The sequence below is a fragment of the Sandarakinorhabdus sp. genome, from assembly GCF_040398645.1.
GTDB lineage: Bacteria > Pseudomonadota > Alphaproteobacteria > Sphingomonadales > Sphingomonadaceae > Sandarakinorhabdus.
Map to the genome: position 1 here is coordinate 8776 of NZ_JBBATR010000004.1, position 21382 is coordinate 30157.

The 21382-nt window shown below is 63.1% G+C and carries 22 protein-coding genes; 20 read left to right on the plus strand and 2 right to left on the minus strand.

Translation table 11 applies throughout. The features are described 5' to 3' along the window. From ABWP50_RS01610 to ribH, 11 genes are all read left to right on the plus strand, one after another. On the plus strand, positions 1-819 hold an 819-nt coding region (locus tag ABWP50_RS01610), incomplete at its 5' end, for a hypothetical protein (RefSeq protein ID WP_353216238.1). Between the two features lie 137 nt (positions 820-956). Then, on the plus strand, positions 957-1979 hold the full coding sequence (locus ABWP50_RS01615) for a dihydrodipicolinate synthase family protein (protein ID WP_353216239.1): 1023 nt from the start codon (positions 957-959) through the stop codon (positions 1977-1979). A 128-nt stretch (positions 1980-2107) separates the two neighbouring features. Next, positions 2108-4189: an outer membrane protein assembly factor BamB family protein gene (locus tag ABWP50_RS01620; protein WP_353216240.1), complete on the plus strand. Its 2082-nt coding sequence runs from the start codon at positions 2108-2110 to the stop codon at positions 4187-4189. 9 nt (positions 4190-4198) lie between these two features. After that, positions 4199-4642 (plus strand): c-type cytochrome, encoded by a 444-nt coding sequence (locus tag ABWP50_RS01625; RefSeq protein ID WP_353216241.1) that lies wholly within the window; start codon positions 4199-4201, stop codon positions 4640-4642. 20 nt (positions 4643-4662) lie between these two features. Further along, the gene (locus ABWP50_RS01630; RefSeq protein ID WP_353216242.1) at positions 4663-5754 is read left to right on the plus strand and encodes a peptidyl-alpha-hydroxyglycine alpha-amidating lyase family protein; all 1092 of its coding nucleotides are present in this window, start codon (positions 4663-4665) and stop codon (positions 5752-5754) included. A gap of 66 nt (positions 5755-5820) precedes the next feature. Then, complete coding sequence (locus ABWP50_RS01635; RefSeq protein WP_353216243.1) at positions 5821-7137, plus strand: glutamate--tRNA ligase; 1317 nt, start codon at positions 5821-5823, stop codon at positions 7135-7137. A gap of 87 nt (positions 7138-7224) precedes the next feature. Continuing rightward, positions 7225-7644 (plus strand): hypothetical protein, encoded by a 420-nt coding sequence (locus ABWP50_RS01640; protein ID WP_353216244.1) that lies wholly within the window; start codon positions 7225-7227, stop codon positions 7642-7644. Between the two features lie 26 nt (positions 7645-7670). Beyond that, positions 7671-8615 (plus strand): bifunctional diaminohydroxyphosphoribosylaminopyrimidine deaminase/5-amino-6-(5-phosphoribosylamino)uracil reductase RibD, encoded by a 945-nt coding sequence (gene ribD / locus ABWP50_RS01645; protein ID WP_353216319.1) that lies wholly within the window; start codon positions 7671-7673, stop codon positions 8613-8615. Positions 8616-8624: 9 nt separating this feature from the next. Next, the gene (locus ABWP50_RS01650) at positions 8625-9230 is read left to right on the plus strand and encodes a riboflavin synthase (RefSeq protein WP_353216245.1); all 606 of its coding nucleotides are present in this window, start codon (positions 8625-8627) and stop codon (positions 9228-9230) included. A gap of 53 nt (positions 9231-9283) precedes the next feature. Continuing rightward, complete coding sequence (gene ribB, locus ABWP50_RS01655; RefSeq protein ID WP_353216246.1) at positions 9284-10561, plus strand: 3,4-dihydroxy-2-butanone-4-phosphate synthase; 1278 nt, start codon at positions 9284-9286, stop codon at positions 10559-10561. 11 nt (positions 10562-10572) lie between these two features. Beyond that, positions 10573-10989 carry a 6,7-dimethyl-8-ribityllumazine synthase gene (gene ribH, locus ABWP50_RS01660; RefSeq protein ID WP_353216247.1) on the plus strand — a complete coding sequence of 139 codons (417 nt, stop codon included), beginning with the start codon at positions 10573-10575 and terminating at the stop codon, positions 10987-10989. A 7-nt stretch (positions 10990-10996) separates the two neighbouring features. Here the strand turns inward: ribH and ABWP50_RS01665 are convergent, their stop codons facing one another. Beyond that, positions 10997-11560, minus strand: coding sequence for a hypothetical protein (locus ABWP50_RS01665; protein ID WP_353216248.1), 564 nt, complete (start codon positions 11558-11560; stop codon positions 10997-10999). Positions 11561-11809: 249 nt separating this feature from the next. On the opposite strand from ABWP50_RS01665, the gene ABWP50_RS01670 reads away from it, so the two are divergent. From ABWP50_RS01670 to ABWP50_RS01695, 6 genes are all read left to right on the plus strand, one after another. Continuing rightward, entirely contained in the window at positions 11810-12484 is a 675-nt protein-coding gene (locus ABWP50_RS01670; RefSeq protein ID WP_353216249.1) for a pyrimidine 5'-nucleotidase, read from the plus strand. Next, on the plus strand, positions 12481-13314 hold the full coding sequence (gene dapD, locus ABWP50_RS01675) for a 2,3,4,5-tetrahydropyridine-2,6-dicarboxylate N-succinyltransferase (protein ID WP_353216250.1): 834 nt from the start codon (positions 12481-12483) through the stop codon (positions 13312-13314). Before ABWP50_RS01670 ends, dapD begins: the two co-directional genes overlap by 4 nt. A gap of 154 nt (positions 13315-13468) precedes the next feature. Further along, positions 13469-14704 (plus strand): BtaA family protein, encoded by a 1236-nt coding sequence (locus ABWP50_RS01680; RefSeq protein WP_353216251.1) that lies wholly within the window; start codon positions 13469-13471, stop codon positions 14702-14704. Then, the gene (locus ABWP50_RS01685) at positions 14701-15363 is read left to right on the plus strand and encodes a class I SAM-dependent methyltransferase (protein WP_353216252.1); all 663 of its coding nucleotides are present in this window, start codon (positions 14701-14703) and stop codon (positions 15361-15363) included. Before ABWP50_RS01680 ends, ABWP50_RS01685 begins: the two co-directional genes overlap by 4 nt. Before the next feature lie 117 nt (positions 15364-15480). Next, positions 15481-16887: a M20/M25/M40 family metallo-hydrolase gene (locus tag ABWP50_RS01690; protein ID WP_353216253.1), complete on the plus strand. Its 1407-nt coding sequence runs from the start codon at positions 15481-15483 to the stop codon at positions 16885-16887. Between the two features lie 10 nt (positions 16888-16897). Continuing rightward, positions 16898-18325 carry a M20/M25/M40 family metallo-hydrolase gene (locus tag ABWP50_RS01695; protein ID WP_353216254.1) on the plus strand — a complete coding sequence of 476 codons (1428 nt, stop codon included), beginning with the start codon at positions 16898-16900 and terminating at the stop codon, positions 18323-18325. Between the two features lie 10 nt (positions 18326-18335). On the opposite strand, the gene ABWP50_RS01700 is transcribed toward ABWP50_RS01695, so the two are convergent. Then, on the minus strand, positions 18336-19307 hold the full coding sequence (locus tag ABWP50_RS01700) for a quinone oxidoreductase family protein (protein ID WP_353216255.1): 972 nt from the start codon (positions 19305-19307) through the stop codon (positions 18336-18338). Positions 19308-19454: 147 nt separating this feature from the next. On the opposite strand from ABWP50_RS01700, the gene ABWP50_RS01705 reads away from it, so the two are divergent. From ABWP50_RS01705 to ABWP50_RS01715, 3 genes are all read left to right on the plus strand, one after another. Further along, positions 19455-19730 carry a DUF6489 family protein gene (locus ABWP50_RS01705; protein WP_353216256.1) on the plus strand — a complete coding sequence of 92 codons (276 nt, stop codon included), beginning with the start codon at positions 19455-19457 and terminating at the stop codon, positions 19728-19730. Between the two features lie 10 nt (positions 19731-19740). After that, entirely contained in the window at positions 19741-21051 is a 1311-nt protein-coding gene (gene mnmE, locus ABWP50_RS01710; RefSeq protein ID WP_353216257.1) for a tRNA uridine-5-carboxymethylaminomethyl(34) synthesis GTPase MnmE, read from the plus strand. 59 nt (positions 21052-21110) lie between these two features. Next, positions 21111-21382 (plus strand): FAD-dependent oxidoreductase (locus ABWP50_RS01715; RefSeq protein WP_353216320.1); only part of this gene is annotated, 272 nt, incomplete at its 3' end.

The following is a 21382-nucleotide window of genomic DNA, read 5'->3' on the forward strand; positions in this document are numbered from 1 at the left end:
GCCGGGCAGCGCCTGCGCCTGACGGTCGATCTGGGCGGCGATGATGTCGTGCTGATCAATCCGGGCAGCCGCGTTCGCGCCGTGTTGGACGGCGAAGTGCGCACCGATGGCAAGCCAGTGGATCGCGGCCGCTACCGCGTTGCCGTGGGCCAGCAGGCGGTGGCCGTGCCCTTCAGCCGCGAAACCCTGATGATCGGCGGCCGTGCCATCAAGGCCCGGCTGCTGACCCCTGAGCAAGCGCCGCCGGGCCAAACCCCGGCCAGCGATGGCATCATCGGCCTGCCGCTGCTGCCGCATGAGGGGGTCACGCTACGCTGGCGGCCAGCCACAGCCGGGGACCGCATGGTGACCGTGCCGGCCCGCATCGGCCGCAGCGATGCCGTCGGCTTTGATTGGGCATTGGCGGGCGGCGAAACGCTGGATGTGGAAATCCACCCGCTGCGCCCGGTCAGCGTGGCCAGTGCAGCGGCGGCCAGCCTGTTGGCGCAGGCTGGCGGCGGCCGGCTGGAAGGCCCGGTGCGGCGCGTGTTGATCGGCTTTGGTGTTTCGCGCCCGGTGCGGCGGCTGGCGCTGGCGCGGCCTGTGGCGGTGGCCGGGCTTGGCGTGAGCGCCGCCGATGTGCGCCTGTTCGATTGGGCAGGCCGCAGCAACCTGCCGCCGGACGCTGACCCGGATGCAGAATTGACCGCGGTTGGCAAACGCGGCCGGCAAGGCAGTTGGGCCGTGCTCAAGCTCGGCCAGGATGTGATCGCCGCCTGCGCCAGTATCCGCTGGCAGCGCAGCCCGGCGCAGCTGGAATTGACCTGCGCCGGGCCGTGATTGGCATCGCGCCAAAGCGCGTGCCAGATCGGCCGAGCGGGAAAATATCTTGCCGCCCGGTGTGAGCGGCGCGATAGTAGGGCGTTATCGGCCGATCATCCGCACAGACGGTGGCCGTTCTAGGGGGAGGACACATCATGGACATGAACCGCCGCGAAACTCTGGTCGGGGCTGCTGCTGCCGCACTCACCGTGGCCGCTGCGCCGGCGGCTGCGCAAATGGGCGCGCAAATGGGCGGCGCCCGCCGGCTCGGCTCCAAGGAAAAAGTGGCTTACTGGGTGGCCACGGTCACGCCGTGCGATGCCAAGGGCATGTTCGATCCCGGCGCGATGAAGGCAGTGATGGAATGGCACCAGAAATGCGGCGCCGATGGTGTCGTGGTGCTCGGCACCTCAGGCGAATTTCCCAGCTTCTCGCTGGCCGAACGCAAGCTGATCACCGAGACGGCGATGCGGCACAAGGGCAACATGAACATCATGGTCGGCCCCGGCACGCCCAACATCATCGAGACCATCGATCTGGCCAAGCACGCCCAGAACGTGGGCGCTGACGGCCTGCTGGTGATCCCGCCATTTTATTTCAACCAGCCGCCGGTGGAAGGCCTGACCGACTATTACAGCCGCCTGTTCGAAGCGGTGTCGATCCCGATCAACATGTACCATATCCCCGGCACCTCCGAAGTGTCGATCACCATCGAGCTGCTCAAGAACCTGATGAAATATCCGCACCTGGCCGGCATCAAGGATTCGTCGGGCAGCAGCGAAGGCTTTGCCGAGTTTCTCAAGAGCTTCCCGGAGCTCAACATGCGCTGCGGCACGTCCAACAATCTGATCCCGGCCGTGTCGGCGGGCATGGGGGCCATCCTGGCGGACGGCAACCAGTTCAGCGACAAATGCGCCGATATCTTCAAGACCTACCGCGCCAAGGGCAATTGGCAGGCCAAGCTCGATCATCTGCGCGCCGCTCAGACCATCATCCGCGATCACAACATGGGCGCCAACACCTATGCGTCGATGAAATATGTGCTGTCGCTGCGCATGAACGGCGGCAAGGACGGCCCGATGATGTATGCGCGCACGCCCTATCCGCAGCTGACCGACGCCCAGAAAGCCAGCCTGAAAATCGGCGTTGAAAAGGCGATGGCGCTGCCGATGGCGTGAACGACGCTTTTGGCGGCCGAAAGCCCAGCCAGCTGTCACCAAAGCCCAGCCGCCTGTCACCAGACGCCAGCGGACGGACACCAATCGCCAGCCATTTGCCTGCCGATACAATACAGAGGATTTCCGGAATGATCACCACCCGCCTCCTGCCGCTTTCGATTGCCGCTGCGCTGCTGCTGTCCGCCGCGCCGTCCGCGCTGGCGCAGACCCCCGCCAAGGAAGGCACGGTCGCCGCCCGCACCAATGCCGGCGTTGCCAATTGGACCACCTACAATGCCGATCTGAAGGGCAGCCGCTATTCGGCGCTCGATCAGATAAATGCCGGCAATTTCAAGGATCTGGAGATCGCCTGGCGGTTCAAGACCGACATTCTGGGCTCACGCCCGGAGTATAAGCTGGAATCGACACCGCTGGCGGTGGACGGCGTGATCTACACCACCGGCGGCACCCGCCGCGCCGTCGTGGCCCTGAACGGCGCCACTGGCGAATTGCTGTGGACCTATGCGCTGCACGAAGGCAAACGCTCCGCCGAAAGCCCGCGCGCCCTGTCTGGCCGCGGCCTAAGCTACTGGACTGACGGCACAAAGCGCCGCATCCTCTATGTCACCATCGGCTATCGTCTGGTCAGCCTTGATGCCGATACCGGCCGGCCTGATCCGGACTTCGGCACCAATGGCGTTGTCGATCTGAAAACCGATTTCGATCAGGATCTTGGCGATCTGGATACCGGCGAAGTTGGCGTACATTCCGCCCCGGCGGTTTCCGGCAACAGCATCATCATCGGAGCGGCGTTCCGCGAAGGTTTCACGCCTAAAACCAGCAACAATACAAAAGGTTATGTGCGCGCCTTCGATGTGCGCACCGGCAAGCGGATCTGGACCTTCCACACCGTGCCCAAGCCCGGCGAAGTCGGCTATGACACCTGGCTGAACAAAAGCGCCGATGTGAACGGCAACACCGGCGTGTGGACACAAGTGTCTGTAGATGAAGAGCTTGGCCTGGCCTATCTCGCGGTCGAATCGCCGACTTCCGATTTCTTCGGCGGCAAGCGGCCCGGCAACAATCTTTTCGGCAACAGCCTGGTGGCAGTCGATCTGAAAACCGGTGAACGGCGCTGGCATTACCAGTTGATCCACCACGAAATCTGGGATCTCGACAACAGCTCCGCACCGCTGCTGATGGACGTGACCGTGGACGGCAAGCCGCGCAAGGTGGTTGGCCTGCCCTCCAAGCAGGGCTTCTTCTATGTGTTCGACCGGGCCAGCGGTGTGCCGGTGTGGCCGATCAAGGAGGTGAAGGTCGCCAAGGGCAACGTGCCGGGTGAGTGGTATTCGCCCACCCAGCCGATGCCGTCAAAGCCGCCGGTCTATGCGCGCAATGGAGTCGAAGACAAGGATCTCATTGATTTCACACCTGATCTGAAGGCCAAGGCAGTGGCGCTCACCGGCAAATATGTCCTCGGGCCTGTCTATACGCCGCCAATCGTCTCGACGCCCGAAAAGTTCGGCGTGATCAACAATTGGGCCCAGGGCGGGACCAATTGGCCCGGCGGCAGCTTTGATCCCGAATCCGGCATCGCTTATGTTTATGCCTGCGGGGCCTGTATTTCCGCCACCGGCCTGCTGCCGCCGCCCGCTGGCCTTTCGGATATCCCGCTCGTGGTCGGCGTTGCTGGCCAACCGGTGGTGATGATCAAGGGCCCCGGCGAAGGCGCAGGCGCCGACAGCCCGGCCGCAGCGCCGCCGTCCGGCGGCAGCGGCCCACCACGCCTTTCGGTGGACGGCCTGCCGCTGGTGAAGCCGCCTTATGGCACCATCAGCGCCATTGATGTGAACAACGGCACCATCAAATGGCAGATTGCCCACGGCGAAACCCCGGATTTCGTGCGCAATCACCCGGCGATCAAGGCGCTTGGCGGCATCCCGCGCACCGGCCAGGCGACGTACCAGATCGGCACGCTGCTGACCAAATCGCTGGTGATTGCCGGCGAAAACCAGTTCACCACCACCCCGGACCATCCGCGCGGTGCCATGCTGCGGGCCTATGACAAGCAAAATGGTACCGAAATCGGCGCGGTGTTCATGCCGTCTACACAATCAGGCTCACCGATGACCTATATGGTTGGCGGCAGGCAGTATATCATCGTACCAACCAGCGGCGGCAATGCCTCGGGCGAATTCATCGCCTATGCACTGCCCACCAAGCGATAAGAGACCCAGATGACGATGCGCAAAATGCCCCTGATCCTGTCCATCGCTGCGGCGCTTGCCGGCACGGCATTGGCGCAAGATGCCGGCAAATCCGTGTGGCAGGGCGTGTTTACCGCTGACCAGGCCGACCGCGGTTCGGCCGTGTACGCAGAGCGCTGCGGCGCATGCCACGGCGCAGCGCTTAATGGCACCGGCGAAGCGCCTGCGCTGGTGGGCGGCGAGTTTGTCAGCCACTGGGACACGATGACGGTGGGCGACCTTTACGACCGGGTGCGGACCACCATGCCGCAAAATGATCCGCAATCGCTCAGCCGCGAGGATTATGCCGACGTGCTGGCATTCCTGCTGAAAAACAACGGGTTCCCGGCTGGCGCCCAACCGCTCGATCGCCGTTCGGAAGTGCTGGCGACAATCGGCATCACCGCCGAAAAGCCAGCCAGCACCGGCAGCTGAACCGCCAAAGGGGGGAATAGATGAAACGCCTGTTTGTTGCCGCAGCTCTGCTGGCCAACGCCAGCGCCATGGCCCAGCCAGCACTACCTGTTGCACCGGTTCCGCCGCGCCCGGTGTGGACAGTCGATACGCTGCCGGAGCCGGCACCGCTGACGGCACAAACCAACAAACAGCCCAATATGCACCGCAGCGAAATCGGCTTTTTCAAATTGCCGGCGGGGCGGGTGATGGGTTCAACCAGCGCGGTGGGCGTGGACAGCAAGGGCCATATCTGGATCGCCGATCGCTGCGGCGCCAACAATTGTGCCAATTCCAGCCTCGATCCGATCATGGAATTCGACGCCCAAGGCAACTTCATCAAGGCATTCGGCGGCGGCCTCACCGTGTTCCCGCATGGGTTTTACATTGATACCATGGACAATATCTGGCTGACCGATGCGCGCGCGGTGCCCGGCAAGGGCGCCACGGTGATGAAGTTCAGCCGAGAGGGCAAATTGCTGATGACGCTGGGCAAACCCGGCATCCAGGGCAAGGGCACCGATGAATTCACCGAACCCAACGCCGTCATCGTGGCGAAGAACGGCGACATCTTCGTGGGCGATGGCCACGAAGCCGACCGCGGCGTCGCCCGCGTCGTGAAATACAACGCCAGCGGCAAGTTCCTCATGCAATGGGGCCAGCCCGGCAAGGGCCAGGGCGATCTGGAAGTGCCGCACGCGCTCGCCATGGACAGCAAGGGCCGGCTCTATGTTGGCGATCGCTGGAACAACCGCGTGCAGGTGTACAGCCAGACGGGCAAGCTGCTGAACAGCTGGACTCAGTTCGGCCGGCCATCGGGCCTTTTCATCGACAAGAACGACATGCTGTACAGCGCCGATTCCGAGAGCCGTCGGCCCGTGGGCTATGGCTATAATCCCGGCTGGCAGCGCGGCATCCGCATCGGCAGCGTGAAAAATGGCAAGGTGACCGCGTTCATTCCCGACCCCGATCCCAACCCGGACGCCGGCGCCACCAGCGGCGCCGAAGGCATCACGGTCGGCCCCGATGGCGTGATTTACGGCGCACAGGTGAAGGAGCGCACTGTGGCGCGGCATTTGCCGCTGGCGAAATAGGCCTGCTGGGCACCGCCAGTCTATTATTGCGCGATTTTCAGCCGGCAACTCGCTATGGGCTTGGCGATGATCGTCACTCGCTTCGCCCCGTCACCCACTGGCCGGCTTCATGCCGGCAATATTCGCACGGCATTGGTCAATTGGCTGCTGGCGCGGTCGGCGGGCGGGCGCATCGTGCTGCGCATGGACGATACCGATCTGGCGCGCTCCACAGAGGAATCTGCCGCTTCGATTCGCGCCGATCTGGCCTGGCTTGGCCTGACGCCCGACATCGAGGTCAGGCAATCCGAACGCTTTGCGCTGTATGAGGCCGCGATCGAACGGCTGGCCGATGCCGGCCGGGCCTACCGCTGCTATGAAACGCCCGAAGAACTGGAACTCAAACGCCGCGTCGCGCTGTCGCGGGGGCTGCCGCCTATCTATGACCGCGCCGCACTGTTGCTGAGTGACGCCGACCGCGCCAATCTGGAAGCGCAGGGCCGCATGCCGCATTGGCGGTTCAAGCTGGATGATAGCCAGCCGATCCACTGGGATGACGGCGTGCGCGGCCCCTGCCATTTCGACGCCGCAAGCCTGTCGGATCCGGTGGTCCGCCGCGGCGATGGCAGCTGGCTTTATATGCTGCCATCAGTTGTGGACGATATTGATCTGGGTATCACCGACATTGTGCGCGGCGAAGATCATGTCACCAACAGTGCGGTGCAATTGCAGATGTTTGCCGCATTGGGTGCCGCGCCGCCTCGGCTGGCGCACATGGCGCTGTTCACCGGCAAGGATGCTGCCCTGTCAAAGCGGCTCGGTTCCGAAGGCATCGAGCAGTGGCGTGAACAGGGGATCGAGGCCGTGGCCATCTCGGCTCTGTTTGCGCGGCTTGGCACCTCGCAGCCGGTTGAACCAGTCGTGGCGCTCGATGATCTGCTGGCCGGCTTTGCGCTGAGCCACTGGGGCCGCGCTCCGGCCCGGTTTGATCCGGCCGATCTGGCCAGCCTGTCGGCGCGCTGCCTGCACATGATGGATTTTGATCAGGTGCAGCCGCGCCTGCCCGCCGGCATGACAGCGGCTGGCTGGACGGCGGTGCGCGGCAATCTGAACCGCATCGACGATGCCGCGCTGTGGCAGCGGGTGATCGCTGGGCCAATCTTGCCAGTGATCGAGGATGCGGACTACATTGCAGTCGCGCGTAGCACGTTGGCCGAACTGGCCTGGGGCGACGATATCTGGGCGCGGCTGGTGGATGCTCTGAAGACCGTCACTGGCCGCAAAGGCAAGGCGCTGTTCTTGCCGCTGCGTCTGGCGTTGACCAGCCAGTCACATGGCCCGGAAATGGCAGCACTACTGCCACTGATCGGCCGCGATGCGGCGCTGGCGCGGCTGACGAGCTGATTTTGCAGCGGGCGCATTGCCGCACCTCGGGCCCCGACGCTGGCTCGACCGCTGGCAAAACCGACCGGGTCCGATTATGGATTTGCAATGGCCTTTCTTGATCCGCCCGATGCGCAAGCGCGCCGCACCCGCTACTGGATTGCTGGCGGTGCTGCGCTTGCGACCGCTACGGTGATGACCTTGTTCTTGATCGAATCGCGGTGGGGCTATTCAAAGCCTGATCCCATCGTGATTTATGCCCAAAGCTGGAAAGCCGATCGCACCCGCGAACAAGCCATTGCCGATACAAAGGCCACAATCGCGGCACGCGAAGCCAAGCTGGCCCAAGCAAGAGCGTTTATTACCACGTTGAAGGGCAAGGCCAAAGCCGATGCGCAGGCGCAATATGATGCCTATGTCGCTGGCGGCGGTGCTGCGCGTGATATCCCGTATGTGATGGCCCAGCCGGCCACCGAGGCGCTGGTGCGCGTGCCAACCGCCGTCCCGCTGGAACCCCCCATCGAGTGAAAGAGGCCCATGCCGATTGGCGCTGGATGGGCGCTGCGTTGGCGCTGGCCAGCCGCGGCATCGGCCTGTCCACGCCCAATCCCAGTGTCGGCTGTGTGCTCGTGAACGATGGCCGGGTCGTTGCGCGCGGCCGCACCAGCGCTGGCGGCCGACCGCATGCCGAAGCGGCGGCGTTGACCGCTGCCGGGCCGGCAGCGCGCGGCGCCACGGCGTATGTGACCCTGGAGCCTTGTGCGCACCACAGCCAACGCGGGCCAAGCTGCGCCGGCGTCCTGATTGCCGCCGGGATTGCCCGCGTGGTGGTGGCAGCGCTCGATCCCGATCCGCGCACCAATGGCGAAGGCGCCGCTCGGTTGCGCGCCGCGGGCATATCGGTGGTGACCGGTGTGCGCGCGGCTGAGGCTGAGGCCGGGCTGGCCGGCTTTCTGACACGGCAGCGCCATGGCCGGCCGCATATCACCCTCAAACTCGCCGTGTCGCTGGACGGCGCCATCGCCTTGGCGGATGGCCGCAGCCGCTGGATCACCGGCGAACGCATGCGCGCTGCCGCCCATTTGCTGCGCGCGCGCTGTGATCTGATCGTGGTCGGGCGCGGCACTTGGGATGCGGACAAGCCGGCGCTGGATGTGCGGCTGCCCGGCCTGGCAGCGCGCAGCCCGCGTATCGGCGTGGTCGGGCGCGCCGGCGGCCTGCCGGCGCACGTAAGCCATTTTGCCGATCTGGTGGCATTGGCCGGGGACAGCGCCCTGAATATCCTGGCCGAAGGCGGCATGGGGCTGGCGGCGAGCCTGCTGGGCGCCGATCTGGTTGATGAACTGCTTCTGCACCGCGCGCCGATCCTGATCGGTGGCGGGCGTGGCCTCGGCGATATAAGCCTCGATGATCTGGCCGATGCGCATGGCCGCTGGCAGGCAGCCCCGATCGTCACGCTGGGTGCTGATCGGATTGAACGTTACACACGGACACGTTAGGACTAGGCTATGTTTACTGGCATCATCACCGACATCGGCACCATCACCGCCATCGAGGAGCGCGGCGACCTACGGGTCACAGTGGGAACAACGCACAGCAATAGCACTGCCAGCGTCGCGATCGGCGCGTCTGTCGCCTGTTCAGGCGTCTGCCTCACCGTGGTCGGCAAGACAGCCAACAGCCTGAGCTTTGATGTGTCGGCCGAAACCTTGCGCTGCACGGCAACGGGCATGTGGCAGCAGGGTGCGCGCCTGAATCTCGAACGCGCGCTGAAGGTCGGGGATGAACTGGGCGGCCATATCGTTACCGGGCATGTTGACGGCGTCGGCCAGATCGCCGCCATCACGGCCGAGGGCGATTCAAAACGCTTCACCTTCCAGATGCCAGCCAGCGTCGCGGCCTATGTCGCCCCCAAGGGCAGCATCAGCCTGAACGGCGCATCGCTCACCGTGAACGACGTCAGCGATGATGATCTTGGCCATTGGTTCACCATCAATATCATCCCGCACACCGCAGAATGGACCAATTTCGGCACGGCTGCTGTGGGCGACGAAGTGAATATCGAGATTGATGTGCTCGCTCGCTATCTTTTTAGGATGCGCCAACTCGCTTGACACTGAAGTGTGATTTTGGCATACGCATTTCACATTATGATGTGAGGAGCACCATGAGCGAATCCCTGATAGCGCGGTTGCGGGACCTGGTCACCAACGGCGAGGAGTCCAAGGCCGGCATGGCCCGCGCCGCCGGCCTGCACGCCAACAGCCTGCGGGCGCTGGATGATGCCGATTGGAATCCAACCACCGACACGCTGCGCAAACTGGAGGCCTGGCTGGCTGACCGCAATGCCGGCCCGGCACTGTGCGGCATCGAGGAGATCATCGATGAAGCCCGCAATGGCCGCATGTACATATTGGTCGACGACGAAGACCGCGAGAATGAAGGCGATCTGATCATTCCCGGCCAGATGGCGACGCCCGATGCCATCAATTTCATGGCCAAATTCGGCCGCGGCCTGATTTGTCTCGCCCTGGGCTCGGAACGGGTCAAGGCGCTGGGCCTGCCGTTGATGGCGCAGCACAACGGCACCCGCCACAGCACTGCCTTCACGGTGTCGATCGAGGCCAAGGAGGGCGTCACCACTGGCATTTCTGCTGCTGACCGTGCCCGCACCGTTGCAGTGGCCATCGATGCCGGCAAGGGGCCGGAACATATCGTATCACCCGGCCACGTGTTTCCGCTGGTGGCGCGCGACGGCGGTGTGCTGGTGCGCGCTGGCCACACCGAAGCCAGCGTGGATATCTCGCGGCTTGCCGGGCTGAGCCCTGCAGGGGTGATTTGCGAGATCATGAACGATGATGGCACCATGGCGCGCCTGCCCGATCTGATCCCGTTTGCTCGCCGCCACGGCCTGAAGATCGGCACGATTCGGGATCTGATCGCCTATCGCCACCGTCATGACCGTTTGGTGAAATGCGTTGCCGAAACCCGGCTGGAAAGCTGGCATGGCGGCGATTGGCTGGCCAAAACCTATGCCAACACCGCTGAATATGCCGAGCATATGGTGCTCCAAAAAGGCCGGATCGAGCCCGGAAAGCCCACGCTGGTGCGGGTACACACCCAATCGATGTTCACCGACATGTTCGGCGAAAAAGGCGATCGCGCTGGGCAATTGGGCCGCGCCATGGATGCAATCGGCAACGAGGGCGCGGGCGTCATCGTGATCATCCGCGACGGCAGCCCGACCGCGATTTCGGAACAGATGCGCGCCAAGGGTCAGGGCGAACCGATTACATTGCGCGATTATGGAATTGGCGCGCAGATACTGGTTGATCTGGGCGTGACCGACATGATCCTGCTCACCAACCAGCACCGCAATATCGTCGGCATCGAAGGCTATGGCCTGAAGGTGGTCGGCGAGCGCGCCATTCCCGCCCGTTCGTAAAGGCAGAACCCATGCATATTCTGATCGTCGAAGCCCGTTTCTACACACACCTTGCCGATATGCAGCTGGACGGTGTGACCAGCGCCCTAGAGGCCGCTGGCGCCACATGGGAGGTGATCACCGTCCCCGGTGCGTTGGAAGTTCCAGCTGCCATCGCCTTTGCCGATGCCTCAGGGACCTATGATGCCTATGTGGCACTGGGCTGCGTAATTCGCGGTGAAACCTATCATTTCGAGATTGTTGCCAGCGAAAGCGCGCGGGCGATCATGGCGCTCACCCTTGACGGCCTCGCCATCGGCAACGGCATATTGACGGTTGAAAACGAAGCGCAGGCCATCGCGCGGGCGGACAAGGCGCAGAAGGACAAGGGCGGCGAAGCTGCCAAGGCCGCGCTGGCGATGGCGGCATTGCAGCAGCGTTTCGCCTGACACGCCCCTAAAGCAGATAGACCAGCATGTAGCGCGCAATGAGCGCGGCCATGGCCAATTCACACCAGCGCCGGCCGCGCGCCGCCATCGCAGCCACCATCAGCGCCGCAAGCACGCACGTGAGCCCAAGCGACAATGGCCGCAGCAGAAGCGGCAGCAGCTTTGGAACGCTGGCATACCAGGCCAGCTGGCAAACGAGCAGAGCAAGCATCACACCGATCACGATCCGGCGCACCCGGAAAAAATGCAGATCGTGATCGCCGGCTGCGTTGGCATCGGGCGGAAACACGAGTGATGCTGCCAGATAATAGGCCCCGGCAAAGATCATGACGGCCATCAGGGCAACGCCCGACACAGCCACAAGATCACGGCTGACCCACGCCGCCTGCCAAAAGGACAAGAGATCGAGCAGCACAAAGCCTGCCAGCATCGGCGTCAGCCAGCCGATGCGCAGAGTCGAACCTGGCTGCAAGCGCGCCTGGATGGCACGCGCCAGTCCCGCCAGCACCTCCGCAATCGACAGGCCAAGCAGCAACCCGAAGAAGCTAAAGAAGAATTCGAACTCCGACATTGCAGCATTGCTCCCCCAGGCGACGCCAGCGATCAACCACTTGCCCGCGACACTCTGAAGCGCGGCGTGTACGCCGCAGTGCACAAGTGAGCTGGCTCGTCTATCGCAGGTTCAAGCCTGTTCCTCCACAGGCCAGCACGGGCGGCAGCCTGGCGGCCCGACCCCGCCTTCGCCGCCCGTGCTGCCCAATTTCTTTACATCATTGGCTGGCACTTGGCGCGCGCGATGCTTGGGTTTAAGCCCTCTGGCATGGCTGCATTTTCAAAAATCGATACGTGGATCTTCGATCTGGACAACACCCTGTATCCGGCAGGCGGTGCGTTGTTTCCGCAAATCGATGCGCGCATGGGCAGCTATATCCAGCGGCTTTTGGACGTTGACCCCGCCGAAGCCTACCGCATCCAGAAAAGCCTGTATCACACCCATGGCATGACCTTGCCTGGCCTCATGGCGCTGCACGATGTCGATCCGCACCATTTCCTTAGCGACGTGCATGATGTCGATATCGATGTGATTGCACCGCATCCGGAGCTTGGCGAACTGATTGGCCGCCTGCCTGGCCGCAAATTCGTCTTTACCAACGCCGATGCACCCTATGCGCAGCGCGTGCTGGCGCGGCTTGGCCTGTCCGATGCCTTTGACGCCCTGCACGATATCCATGCACTGGATTATGTGCCCAAACCGCAGATGCCCGCCTATGCCAATCTGTGCGCTGCCCATGGCATCGTTCCCACAACATCCTTGTTTGTCGAAGACATGGCCCGCAATCTTGCACCGGCCAAAACCATCGGCATGACCACGGTGTGGATCAGGAATGCTGCCGATCAAGGCCCTGGCAGCAGCCATGACCATATTGATTACATCATCGACGATCTGGCCGGTTTCCTGGCCGGCGTCCTCGCAGAACTGGATGCAGCGCAATGAACATGGTGGACGTGATCGATGCCGGCTGGGAAAACCGCGCCGAGGTAAACAGCAAAACCGGCGGCGAACTGCGGTTGGCCGTGGATCGTGCGCTTGACCAGCTCGACAGCGGCGAGCTGCGCGTGGCCGAGCCAGATGGCAATGGCGGCTGGACCACCCACCAGTGGCTGAAAAAGGCCGTCCTGCTCAGCTTCCGGCTTAACGACAATAGCGTGATGCCGGGCTTTGGTGCTGCCAGTTTCTACGACAAGGTGCCGCTGAAATTCGACGCTTGGGACGAAAATCGCTTCCGCGCGGCTGGCTTTCGCGCTGTTCCGGGCGCGATTGTCCGCCGCGGCGCCTATATTGCAGCCGGCGCAGTGCTGATGCCCAGCTTTGTCAACATCGGCGCTCGGGTGGGCCGCGGCACCATGGTTGATACCTGGGCCACAGTTGGCAGCTGCGCGCAGATCGGCGAGAATGTACATATCAGCGGGGGCGCCGGCATCGGCGGTGTGCTGGAACCGTTGCAGGCAAACCCGGTCATTATCGGCGACGGCGCCTTCATCGGTGCCCGCGCCGAAGTTGCCGAAGGCGTGATCGTGGGTGACGGCGCGGTGCTTTCGATGGGCGTCTATCTGGGTGCCAGCACCAAGATCGTCGACCGCGCCACCGGCGAAATCCACATCGGCAAGGTGCCGCCCTACAGCGTTGTTGTGGCCGGCAGCCTGCCCGGCAAGCCGCTGCCCGATGGCTCGCCGGGGCCGGGCTTGTATTGCGCCGTAATCGTGAAAACCGTGGACGCACAAACGCGCAGCAAGACCGGCATCAACGAGCTGCTGCGCGACTGACCCTCGACGAAGCTGCCTCACCACCTCGCTCTGGCGCTGCAAGCTGGTTGGCGGGCTAATGCCAGACAGGCGCGCTCAATGTGTCTTGCAACTGTCACGATTGTGTCATGCCGACGGCCTAAAGAGACGTATCTTTGAAAAAAAGGTGCAATGCATGGCCCTCGCGCACGCCAAGACCCGCCATATCGCTGTGCGCAACGCCGTCCACCAGCATGATGAATTCAGCAAGCAGGGCCTGCTCGAACGCGCTTTCACCTTTGCCTTCCGGGGCTTGGTTTATGCGCAAATCTGGGAAGATCCGGTTGTGGATCTGGAAGCCTTGCAGCTTGGGCCGGGTATGCACCTTGTGACCATCGCCAGCGGCGGCTGCAATGTCCTGTCGTACCTCACCGCCGATCCGGCGCGCATCACGGCTGTTGATCTGAACACGGCCCACGTCGCGCTGGGCAAGCTCAAGTTGGCGGCGGCGCGACATCTGCCCGATCAGGCCAGTTTTCATCGTTTCTTTGCCGATGCCGACAGCCCGGCCAATGTCACGGCTTACAAGGCCCATGTCGCGCCACATCTTGATCAGGTGTCGCGCGATTATTGGGAGGGGCGCGATCCGATCGGCCGCAAGCGCATCGGTGGATTTGCGAGGAATTTCTATCGGCGCGGCTTGCTCGGCAGCTTCATCATCACCGGACAATGGCTTGCCCGCGCTTACGGGATTGACACGCGCAAGATGCTGGCAGCCAAGACACTGGAAGAACAGCGGGAGATTTTCGAGACCAGTTTCGCGCCGTTGTTCGAAAAGAAATTCGTGCGCTGGTTGACCAGCAATCCGGCAGCGCTGTTCGGTTTGGGCATCCCGCCCGCGCAATATCAGGCGCTGCTCGGCGATGCGCCCGACATGGCCAGCGTGCTGCGCGCCCGGCTGGAAAAACTGTCCTGTGATTTCGCCGTGTCGGACAATTATTTCGCATGGCAGGCATTTGGGCGCGGCTACGGCAAGCATCCAGCAGCCCCGCTGCCACCTTATTTGCAGGCCAAGCATCACGCCGCCGTGGCAGCGCGAACGGACCGCGTCGACTACCGCCACGCCAATTTCATCGATTTCTTGGCGGGTCAGCCTGCGGCCAGTTGTGATCGTTATGTGCTGCTCGATGCGCAAGACTGGATGACAGACGCGCAATTGACCGAGTTGTGGACCCAGATCACCCGCACCGCCCGCCCCGGTGCCCGCGTGCTGTTTCGCACCGCCGCCGAACCGACCCTGCTGCCTGGCCGCATCCCCGACGAACTGCTGGCGCGCTGGCACTATGCCGATGAGGACAGCGCCCGCTTCACCAGTGCCGACCGCTCCTCGATCTACGGCGGGGTTCACCTCTACACACTCAATGCCGCATGAGCGCCGCCAATGCCGTGACCCACGGCGCGGCCATGGACCGCATCTACCGCAACCAGCGGCACTTTTATGATCTCACCCGCAAATATTATCTGCTCGGCCGCGATGATCTGATCGCCGGGCTCGATGCCGGGCCGGGCTGCCACGTGCTGGAAATCGGCTGCGGTACGGGGCGCAACCTGATCGCCGCCGCCCGCCGCTTTCCGGCCGCGCGCTTCACCGGCATCGATATCAGCCATGAAATGCTGGCCACCGCCGGCGCCAACGTCGGCCGCGCCGGACTGGTCGACCGCATCACACTGCTCCCCGGCGATGCCACCGCCTTCGATGGCGCCGCGCTGTCCGGCGGCACCGGCTTTGACCGCGTCTTCCTGTCCTACACAATCTCCATGATCCCCGATTGGCGCGCCGCGCTGGCCCAAGCCGCCGCCGCTCTCGCCCCCGGCGGCCGCCTCGATCTCGTCGATTTCGGCCAACAAGAACGACTGCCCGCACCATTTCGCAAGGCACTGTTCGCCTGGCTGGCCAAGTTCGACGTCAGCCCCCGCGACAACCTCGGCGACGCCGTAACCCAACTGGCGGCATCCCGAGGCCTGGCCAGCGACTGGCAATCCACCCGCGCCGGCTACGCCTGGACCGCCCAAATGCGCCGTCCACTCTGAAAGCGGCAACGCTACGACCGGGGACAGTATCAAAGAAGGAAAAAGCGGCCTGCCCTTTGCCCCTTGCCATCCCGCACGCAGGCCGCTTTGATGCGCGCTATCAAACGGGGGATCATCATGCGTTACATAATCGCCGGCCTGTTGGCCGCCAGCATCGCCGTTCCAGCCGCCGCGCAAGCACCGCGCGCTGGCGAGGCGGCGTTTCGCGCGCTGTACAAGGAAATGGTTGAGACCAACACCACCGTCTCCACCGGCAGTTGCACGGCCCTGGCGCAAAAGATCGCGGTGCGCTTGAAGGCGGCAGGGTACGCCGATGCCGATATCAAATTGTTCAATGGCCCGGAGGATCGCCCGCAGGATGGCGGCCTGGTCGTCACGCTGCCGGGCAGCGATCCGAAGGCGAAAGCGATCTTGCTGCTGTCCCACCTCGATGTGGTGGAGGCCAAGCGGGCCGATTGGGAGCGGGATCCGTTCACCTTCATCGAGGAAGGCGGCTTTTTCTATGGTCGCGGTGTTTCGGATGACAAGGCGCACGGCGCCATCTTCACCGATGCGATGATCCGGCTGAAACAGTCCGGCAAGCCACCTCGGCGCACATTGAAACTGGCGTTGACTTGCGGCGAGGAAGGCGGGCCATTCAACGGCGCCAAATGGCTGGTAGAAAATCACCGCGACTGGATCGAGGCGGAGTTTGCCTTGAACGAAGGCGGTGGTGGCAAAGCAGATGCAAACGCCAAACCCATCAGCCTGGCGTTTCAGGCTGGCGAAAAAGTCTATCAGGATTTCACCCTAGAAACCCGCAACCCCGGCGGCCACAGCAGCCGCCCGCGCCCGGACAATGCGATCTATGAACTCGCGGCCGGGCTGGTGCGATTGTCACGCACTGATTTCCCGGTGATCCCGTCAGACACGACGCGGGCCTATTTTGCCGAAATGGCCAAGATCAGCAACGCTGATACTGCGTTGGCAATCAAGACGCTGCTCGCCAATCCGGCCGATGCCCACGCCAATGAAATCGTGTCGCGCGATCCGGGCTGGCACAGCACGCTGCGCACCACCTGCGTAACCACGATGCTGGATGCCGGCCATGCCCGCAATGCGTTGCCGCAGCGCGCCCAGGCCAATGTGAATTGCCGCATGTTCCCCGGCGAAAGCGTGGAAAAGGTGCGCGGCCAGATCGCCGAACGCCTGGCCGATGCCAGCATCACAGTCACACCGCGGGCATCCGAAAATCCTGAACAGGCCGCGCCGCCGCCGCCGCTTTCGGCCATGGTCTACGGCCCGGCAGTGGCGCTGGCCTCCAGGCATTTCGCCGGCATTCCAATCATCCCGACCATGAGCACCGGTGCCACCGATGGCCGTTATCTGAACGCGGCCGGCATTGCCACTTATGGCATGCCCGGCCGTTTCGGCATGCCCGATGGCAATGGAGTCCACGGCCTGAATGAGCGTATTTCCGTGGACGGCCTGATGAAAGAACGTGATTATCTGTTTGATCTGATCGTGGCTTATGCCGGCAAATAAGGGGCTTATCATGCGCGCTGTTCTGCTTGTTTCCACGCTGGTCGCCTTGGGTGCGGCGCCAGGCTTTGCCCAAGGCGCAGCAGCTCCTAAAGTGCCTGCCAGGCAGCCCGGTGAAGCGGAGTTTCGGTCGCTTTACAAGGAGATGGTGGAAACCGACACCAGCTTGACCACTGGCAGCTGCACGGCCGCTGCCGACAAATTGGCAGTGCGTTTTCGCGCTGCGGGATTTGGCGACGCTGAAATCACCCAGTTTTCCGTGCCCGAATATCCCAAGGAGGGCGGCATCGTCGTTCACTTGAACGGCACCGACAAGAAGGTGCAGCCGATGCTGCTGCTTGGCCATCTTGATGTGGTTGCCGCCAAGCCGGAGGATTGGACGCGCAGTCCGTTCCAGCTCATCGAGGAAAACGGCTATTTCTACGGCCGTGGCACGCTCGACGACAAGGCGCAGGCCAGCGTGTGGGCCGATCTGCTCATCCGCCTGAAAGCAGCAGGCAAGCCGCAAAGGCGCAGCATCAAGCTGGCGCTGACCTGTGGTGAAGAAACCACCTACGCCTTCAATGGCGCCGATTGGCTAGCCAAGAACCGCCCTGATCTGATCAAGGCCGACTTTGCCCTGAACGAAGGCGGCGGCGGCCGTTATGATGACAAAGGCAAACCGCAGGGCCTTGCCGTGCAGGTTGGCGAAAAAACCGTGCAGAATTTCTGGGTTGAGGCCGTCAATCCCGGCGGCCACAGCAGCGTACCGCGCCCGGACAACGCCATCACCGATCTGGCCCGCGCCATCGTTGCGGTGAACACCCATGAGTTTCCCGTGCAATTCACCGACACCACCCGGGCCTATTTCGCCGGCATGGCCAAGGTAATGCCGGACCCGGTCGGCCCGTCGATTGTGCGCTTGCTCGCCAATCCTGCCGAGGCCGAGGCCAATCGCATCGTTTCGATGGACCCGTTTAACCACAGCGTGCTGCGCACCACCTGCGTCGCGACATTGGTCGAAGCCGGCCACGCTGAAAATGCCCTGGCTCAGCGCGCCCGCACCAATGTGAACTGCCGCATGTTCCCGGGCACCGATCCCAACGTGCTGAAGGCCGATCTGGCGGCAGTGATCGCCAATCCCAAGATCAGCATCAGCCTGAAGCTGCCGATCCGGCCTGTGGCCAAGCCCACACCGCTAAACCCGGCGATTATCGGCCCGATGCAAAGCCTTGCCGCCCGGCATTTCCCAGGCGTCCCGATGCTGGCGATGATGTCCACTGGCGCCACCGATGCAATCTATATCGCGCCAATCGGCATCCCGGTTTATGGCGCGCCCGGCATGTTTAGCGACCCGGATGGCAACGGTGTCCACGGCCTCAACGAACGTATCCGCGTCGATAGCGTGATGAAGGGCCGCGATTATCTCAGCGATCTGGTGCTTGCCCTGGCCAATCCCTGACAGCGCCGGCTCATCGCGGCAACAGGATGGTCGATCCGGTGGTGCGCCGAGCCGCCAGATCGGTATGAGCCGTTGCCACGTCGGCCAAAGCGTAACGTTGATTGATCGCCAACTTCAGGGCACCCGATGCCATCAACGCCAGCACGCGGCCAGCGTAAGCGGCGCGGTCTTGCGCGGTGGCGTAATAGTCAAACAGCGTAGGCCTGGTCGCAAACAGCGATCCCTTGCGCGCCAATATGCCCAGATCAACGCCCGACACCGGTCCAGAGGCGTTGCCGAAGCTGATCATCAGGCCGCGCCGTTTCAGGCTGTCGAGCGACGACTCCCAGCTTGCCTTGCCAACGCCGTCGAACACCACATCCACGCCGCGCCCACCTGTCAGCCTGCGCACATGCGCCGCAACATCGCCACTGTCCAGCAGCGCGTGATCGGCGCCATGCGCCAACGCTAGCACCAGTTTCTCGTCGCTGCCGGCGACAGCGATCACCGTTGCACCAAGGTATTTCAGCCATTGCACCAGCAATAGCCCAACACCCCCGGCAGCGGCCGGCACAAGTGCCCAATCGCCAGCCTGCACCCGCGCGCACCGTTCGATCAAAAACTCTGCGGTGCAACCTTTGAGCAAGCCGGCGGCCGCGGCCTCGTCACTGACAGCATCCGGCAACGGCACCAGCATTGCCGCAGCGATGTTGCGATGCGTGGCATAAGCGCCAATCGGCCCCCAGCAATAGCCTACCCGCGTGCCAACCGGCAGCAGCCCCGCGTCGTCGCCAACGGCCTCGATCACCGCCGCCGCCTCCAGACCTAGCCCCGATGGCATCGGCAGCGGATACAGGCCGGACCGATGATAGGTATCGATGAAATTAAGCCCGATCGCCGTGTGCCGAATGCGGACTTGACCAGGCCCTGGTGGCGGCAATGTAGTATCGTGCCACTGCATGACAGCGGGGCCACCAACCGCTTCGATCCGGATAGAATTCATTGGTGCGTTCCTTCATGCTGCACTTATGCTGCGCGGTAGGTCACTGATTTATCCTGCAACATGGCTATATTCAACTTTGCTTGCCGATGCACGTCCAGCGAAGCTACAATAGCCTCTCGCCCGGATTGGAACAGAGGCAATGCACGCATGAAAATCACCTTCGACGTCGAATGCACACCGCAGGAAGCCCGCGCCTTTTTCGGCCTGCCTGATCTGCAACCTCTGCACGATGTCTATCTTGATCGCATGAAAGCCACGATGGCTGACGGCGTCAACCCTGCGGAATGGGAAAAATTAATGCGCACCTGGGCACCCGGTATCGCAGGCAACTACGAACAGTGGCAAAAACTGTTTCTTTCGGGTCTTGGCGCCGGCTTGGGTTCGGGCGGGCTGGCCGCGGCGCCAAAGCCGCCCAAGGCCTGAAGCATCTGCGATGAATGACACCATTGCGGCGCTGGCCAGTGGCCGGCCGCCAGCAGCGTTGGCGGTGATCCGTCTGTCCGGCTCGCAGGCCTTTCCCACGGTTCAGGCGCTTGTTGGCCGCTTGCCGCCACCGCGTCGCATGAGCTTATGCCGGCTCGTTGACCCAGCTTCCGGCGTGTTGCTCGATACCGCCCTGGTCGTAATCTTCCCTGGCCCTAACAGCGCTAGCGGTGAGGACCTTGCCGAACTGCATCTTCATGGCGGCACGGCCGTTATTGCCGGCGTGTTAAGTGCCGTGACGGCCAGACCGTGCGTGCGATTGGCCGAGGCTGGTGAATATACGAGGCGCGCATTTCACAACGGGCGCATGGACCTTGCCCAAGTCGAGGGACTCAGCGACCTCATCGCGGCGGAAACAGCAAGCCAGCGAAATCAAGCACTTGCACTGGCTGGCGGCGCCCTGGGCCGGCTGGCAGATGCGTGGCGCGAACGCTGCATGAACGTCTTGGCAGATGCCGAGGCAGGGCTCGATTTTGGGGACGATGAAGATGACGTAGCCGAGCGACTGACACAAGCAACTGGCCACCAGCTCATCGCTATGGCCAGGGAACTTGAAGCATTGTTGGCTGACGCAACCCGCGCTGCGCGGATACGTGATGGATTGACAATCGTGATTACAGGCGCGCCAAATGTCGGAAAATCGAGTCTGATCAACGCTCTATCCATGCGGGATGCAGCCATTGTGACGGCGCAGGCAGGGACGACGCGCGATGTAATCGAGGTTCCGATTATACTCGGCGGCGCAGCCGCTGTGCTGATCGACACCGCTGGTTTGCGTGATACTGATGATCAAGTGGAGGCCATCGGCATTTCACGGGCGCGTGCCCGCGCAGTGACGGCCGATCTGGTGCTCATTGTCGCCAGCGCCGAAGATCCGCGATGGCCCGAAATGCCTGCGAACGGATCGCCGCACCTGCGGCTGCTCAACAAGCAGGACCTTGCCGAAACGTTGTGCCCCGCCGAGGTGCTCGCAATCTCGACCAAAACGGGGCTGGGTCTTCCCGTGTTGCGCGATTGGCTCGAGAATTGGGCGCAGACTGTTACCCGCCCCGGTGAGCCTGCCCTGCTCGCTCACGCGCGTCACCAAGCTGCATTCTCGGAGGCTTGCGCGGCGTTGCAGGAGGCCGCTGCGGCCGCCGAGCCCGTGCTCCGCGCCGAAGCCCTGCGCGTCGCAACTCATGCCTTTGGGCGCATCGCCGGCCGGGTAGCCGTTGATGACGTCCTCGACCGCATTTTCAGTCAATTCTGCATCGGCAAGTAGCCGTAGCACGCCATTTGTTTCACGTGGAACAATCACAGCAGACCGGTTAAGAGCTAGCAATGCTCAACTATGATGTCATTGTAATTGGAGCTGGCCATGCTGGCTGCGAAGCTGCCGCGGCCGCAGCCCGGCGCGGGGCAAGCGTAGCATTGGTTACGCTGCGTGCAGATGATCCGGGTACGCTCAGTTGCAACCCAGCCGTCGGCGGAGTCGGCAAAGGCCACCTGGTTGCGGAGATTGATGCGCTCGGCGGCGTCATGGGCAGAGTATCAGATGCGGCTCGCTTGCAATCCCGGCTGCTCAATCGGTCCAAGGGGCCAGCGATGCAAGG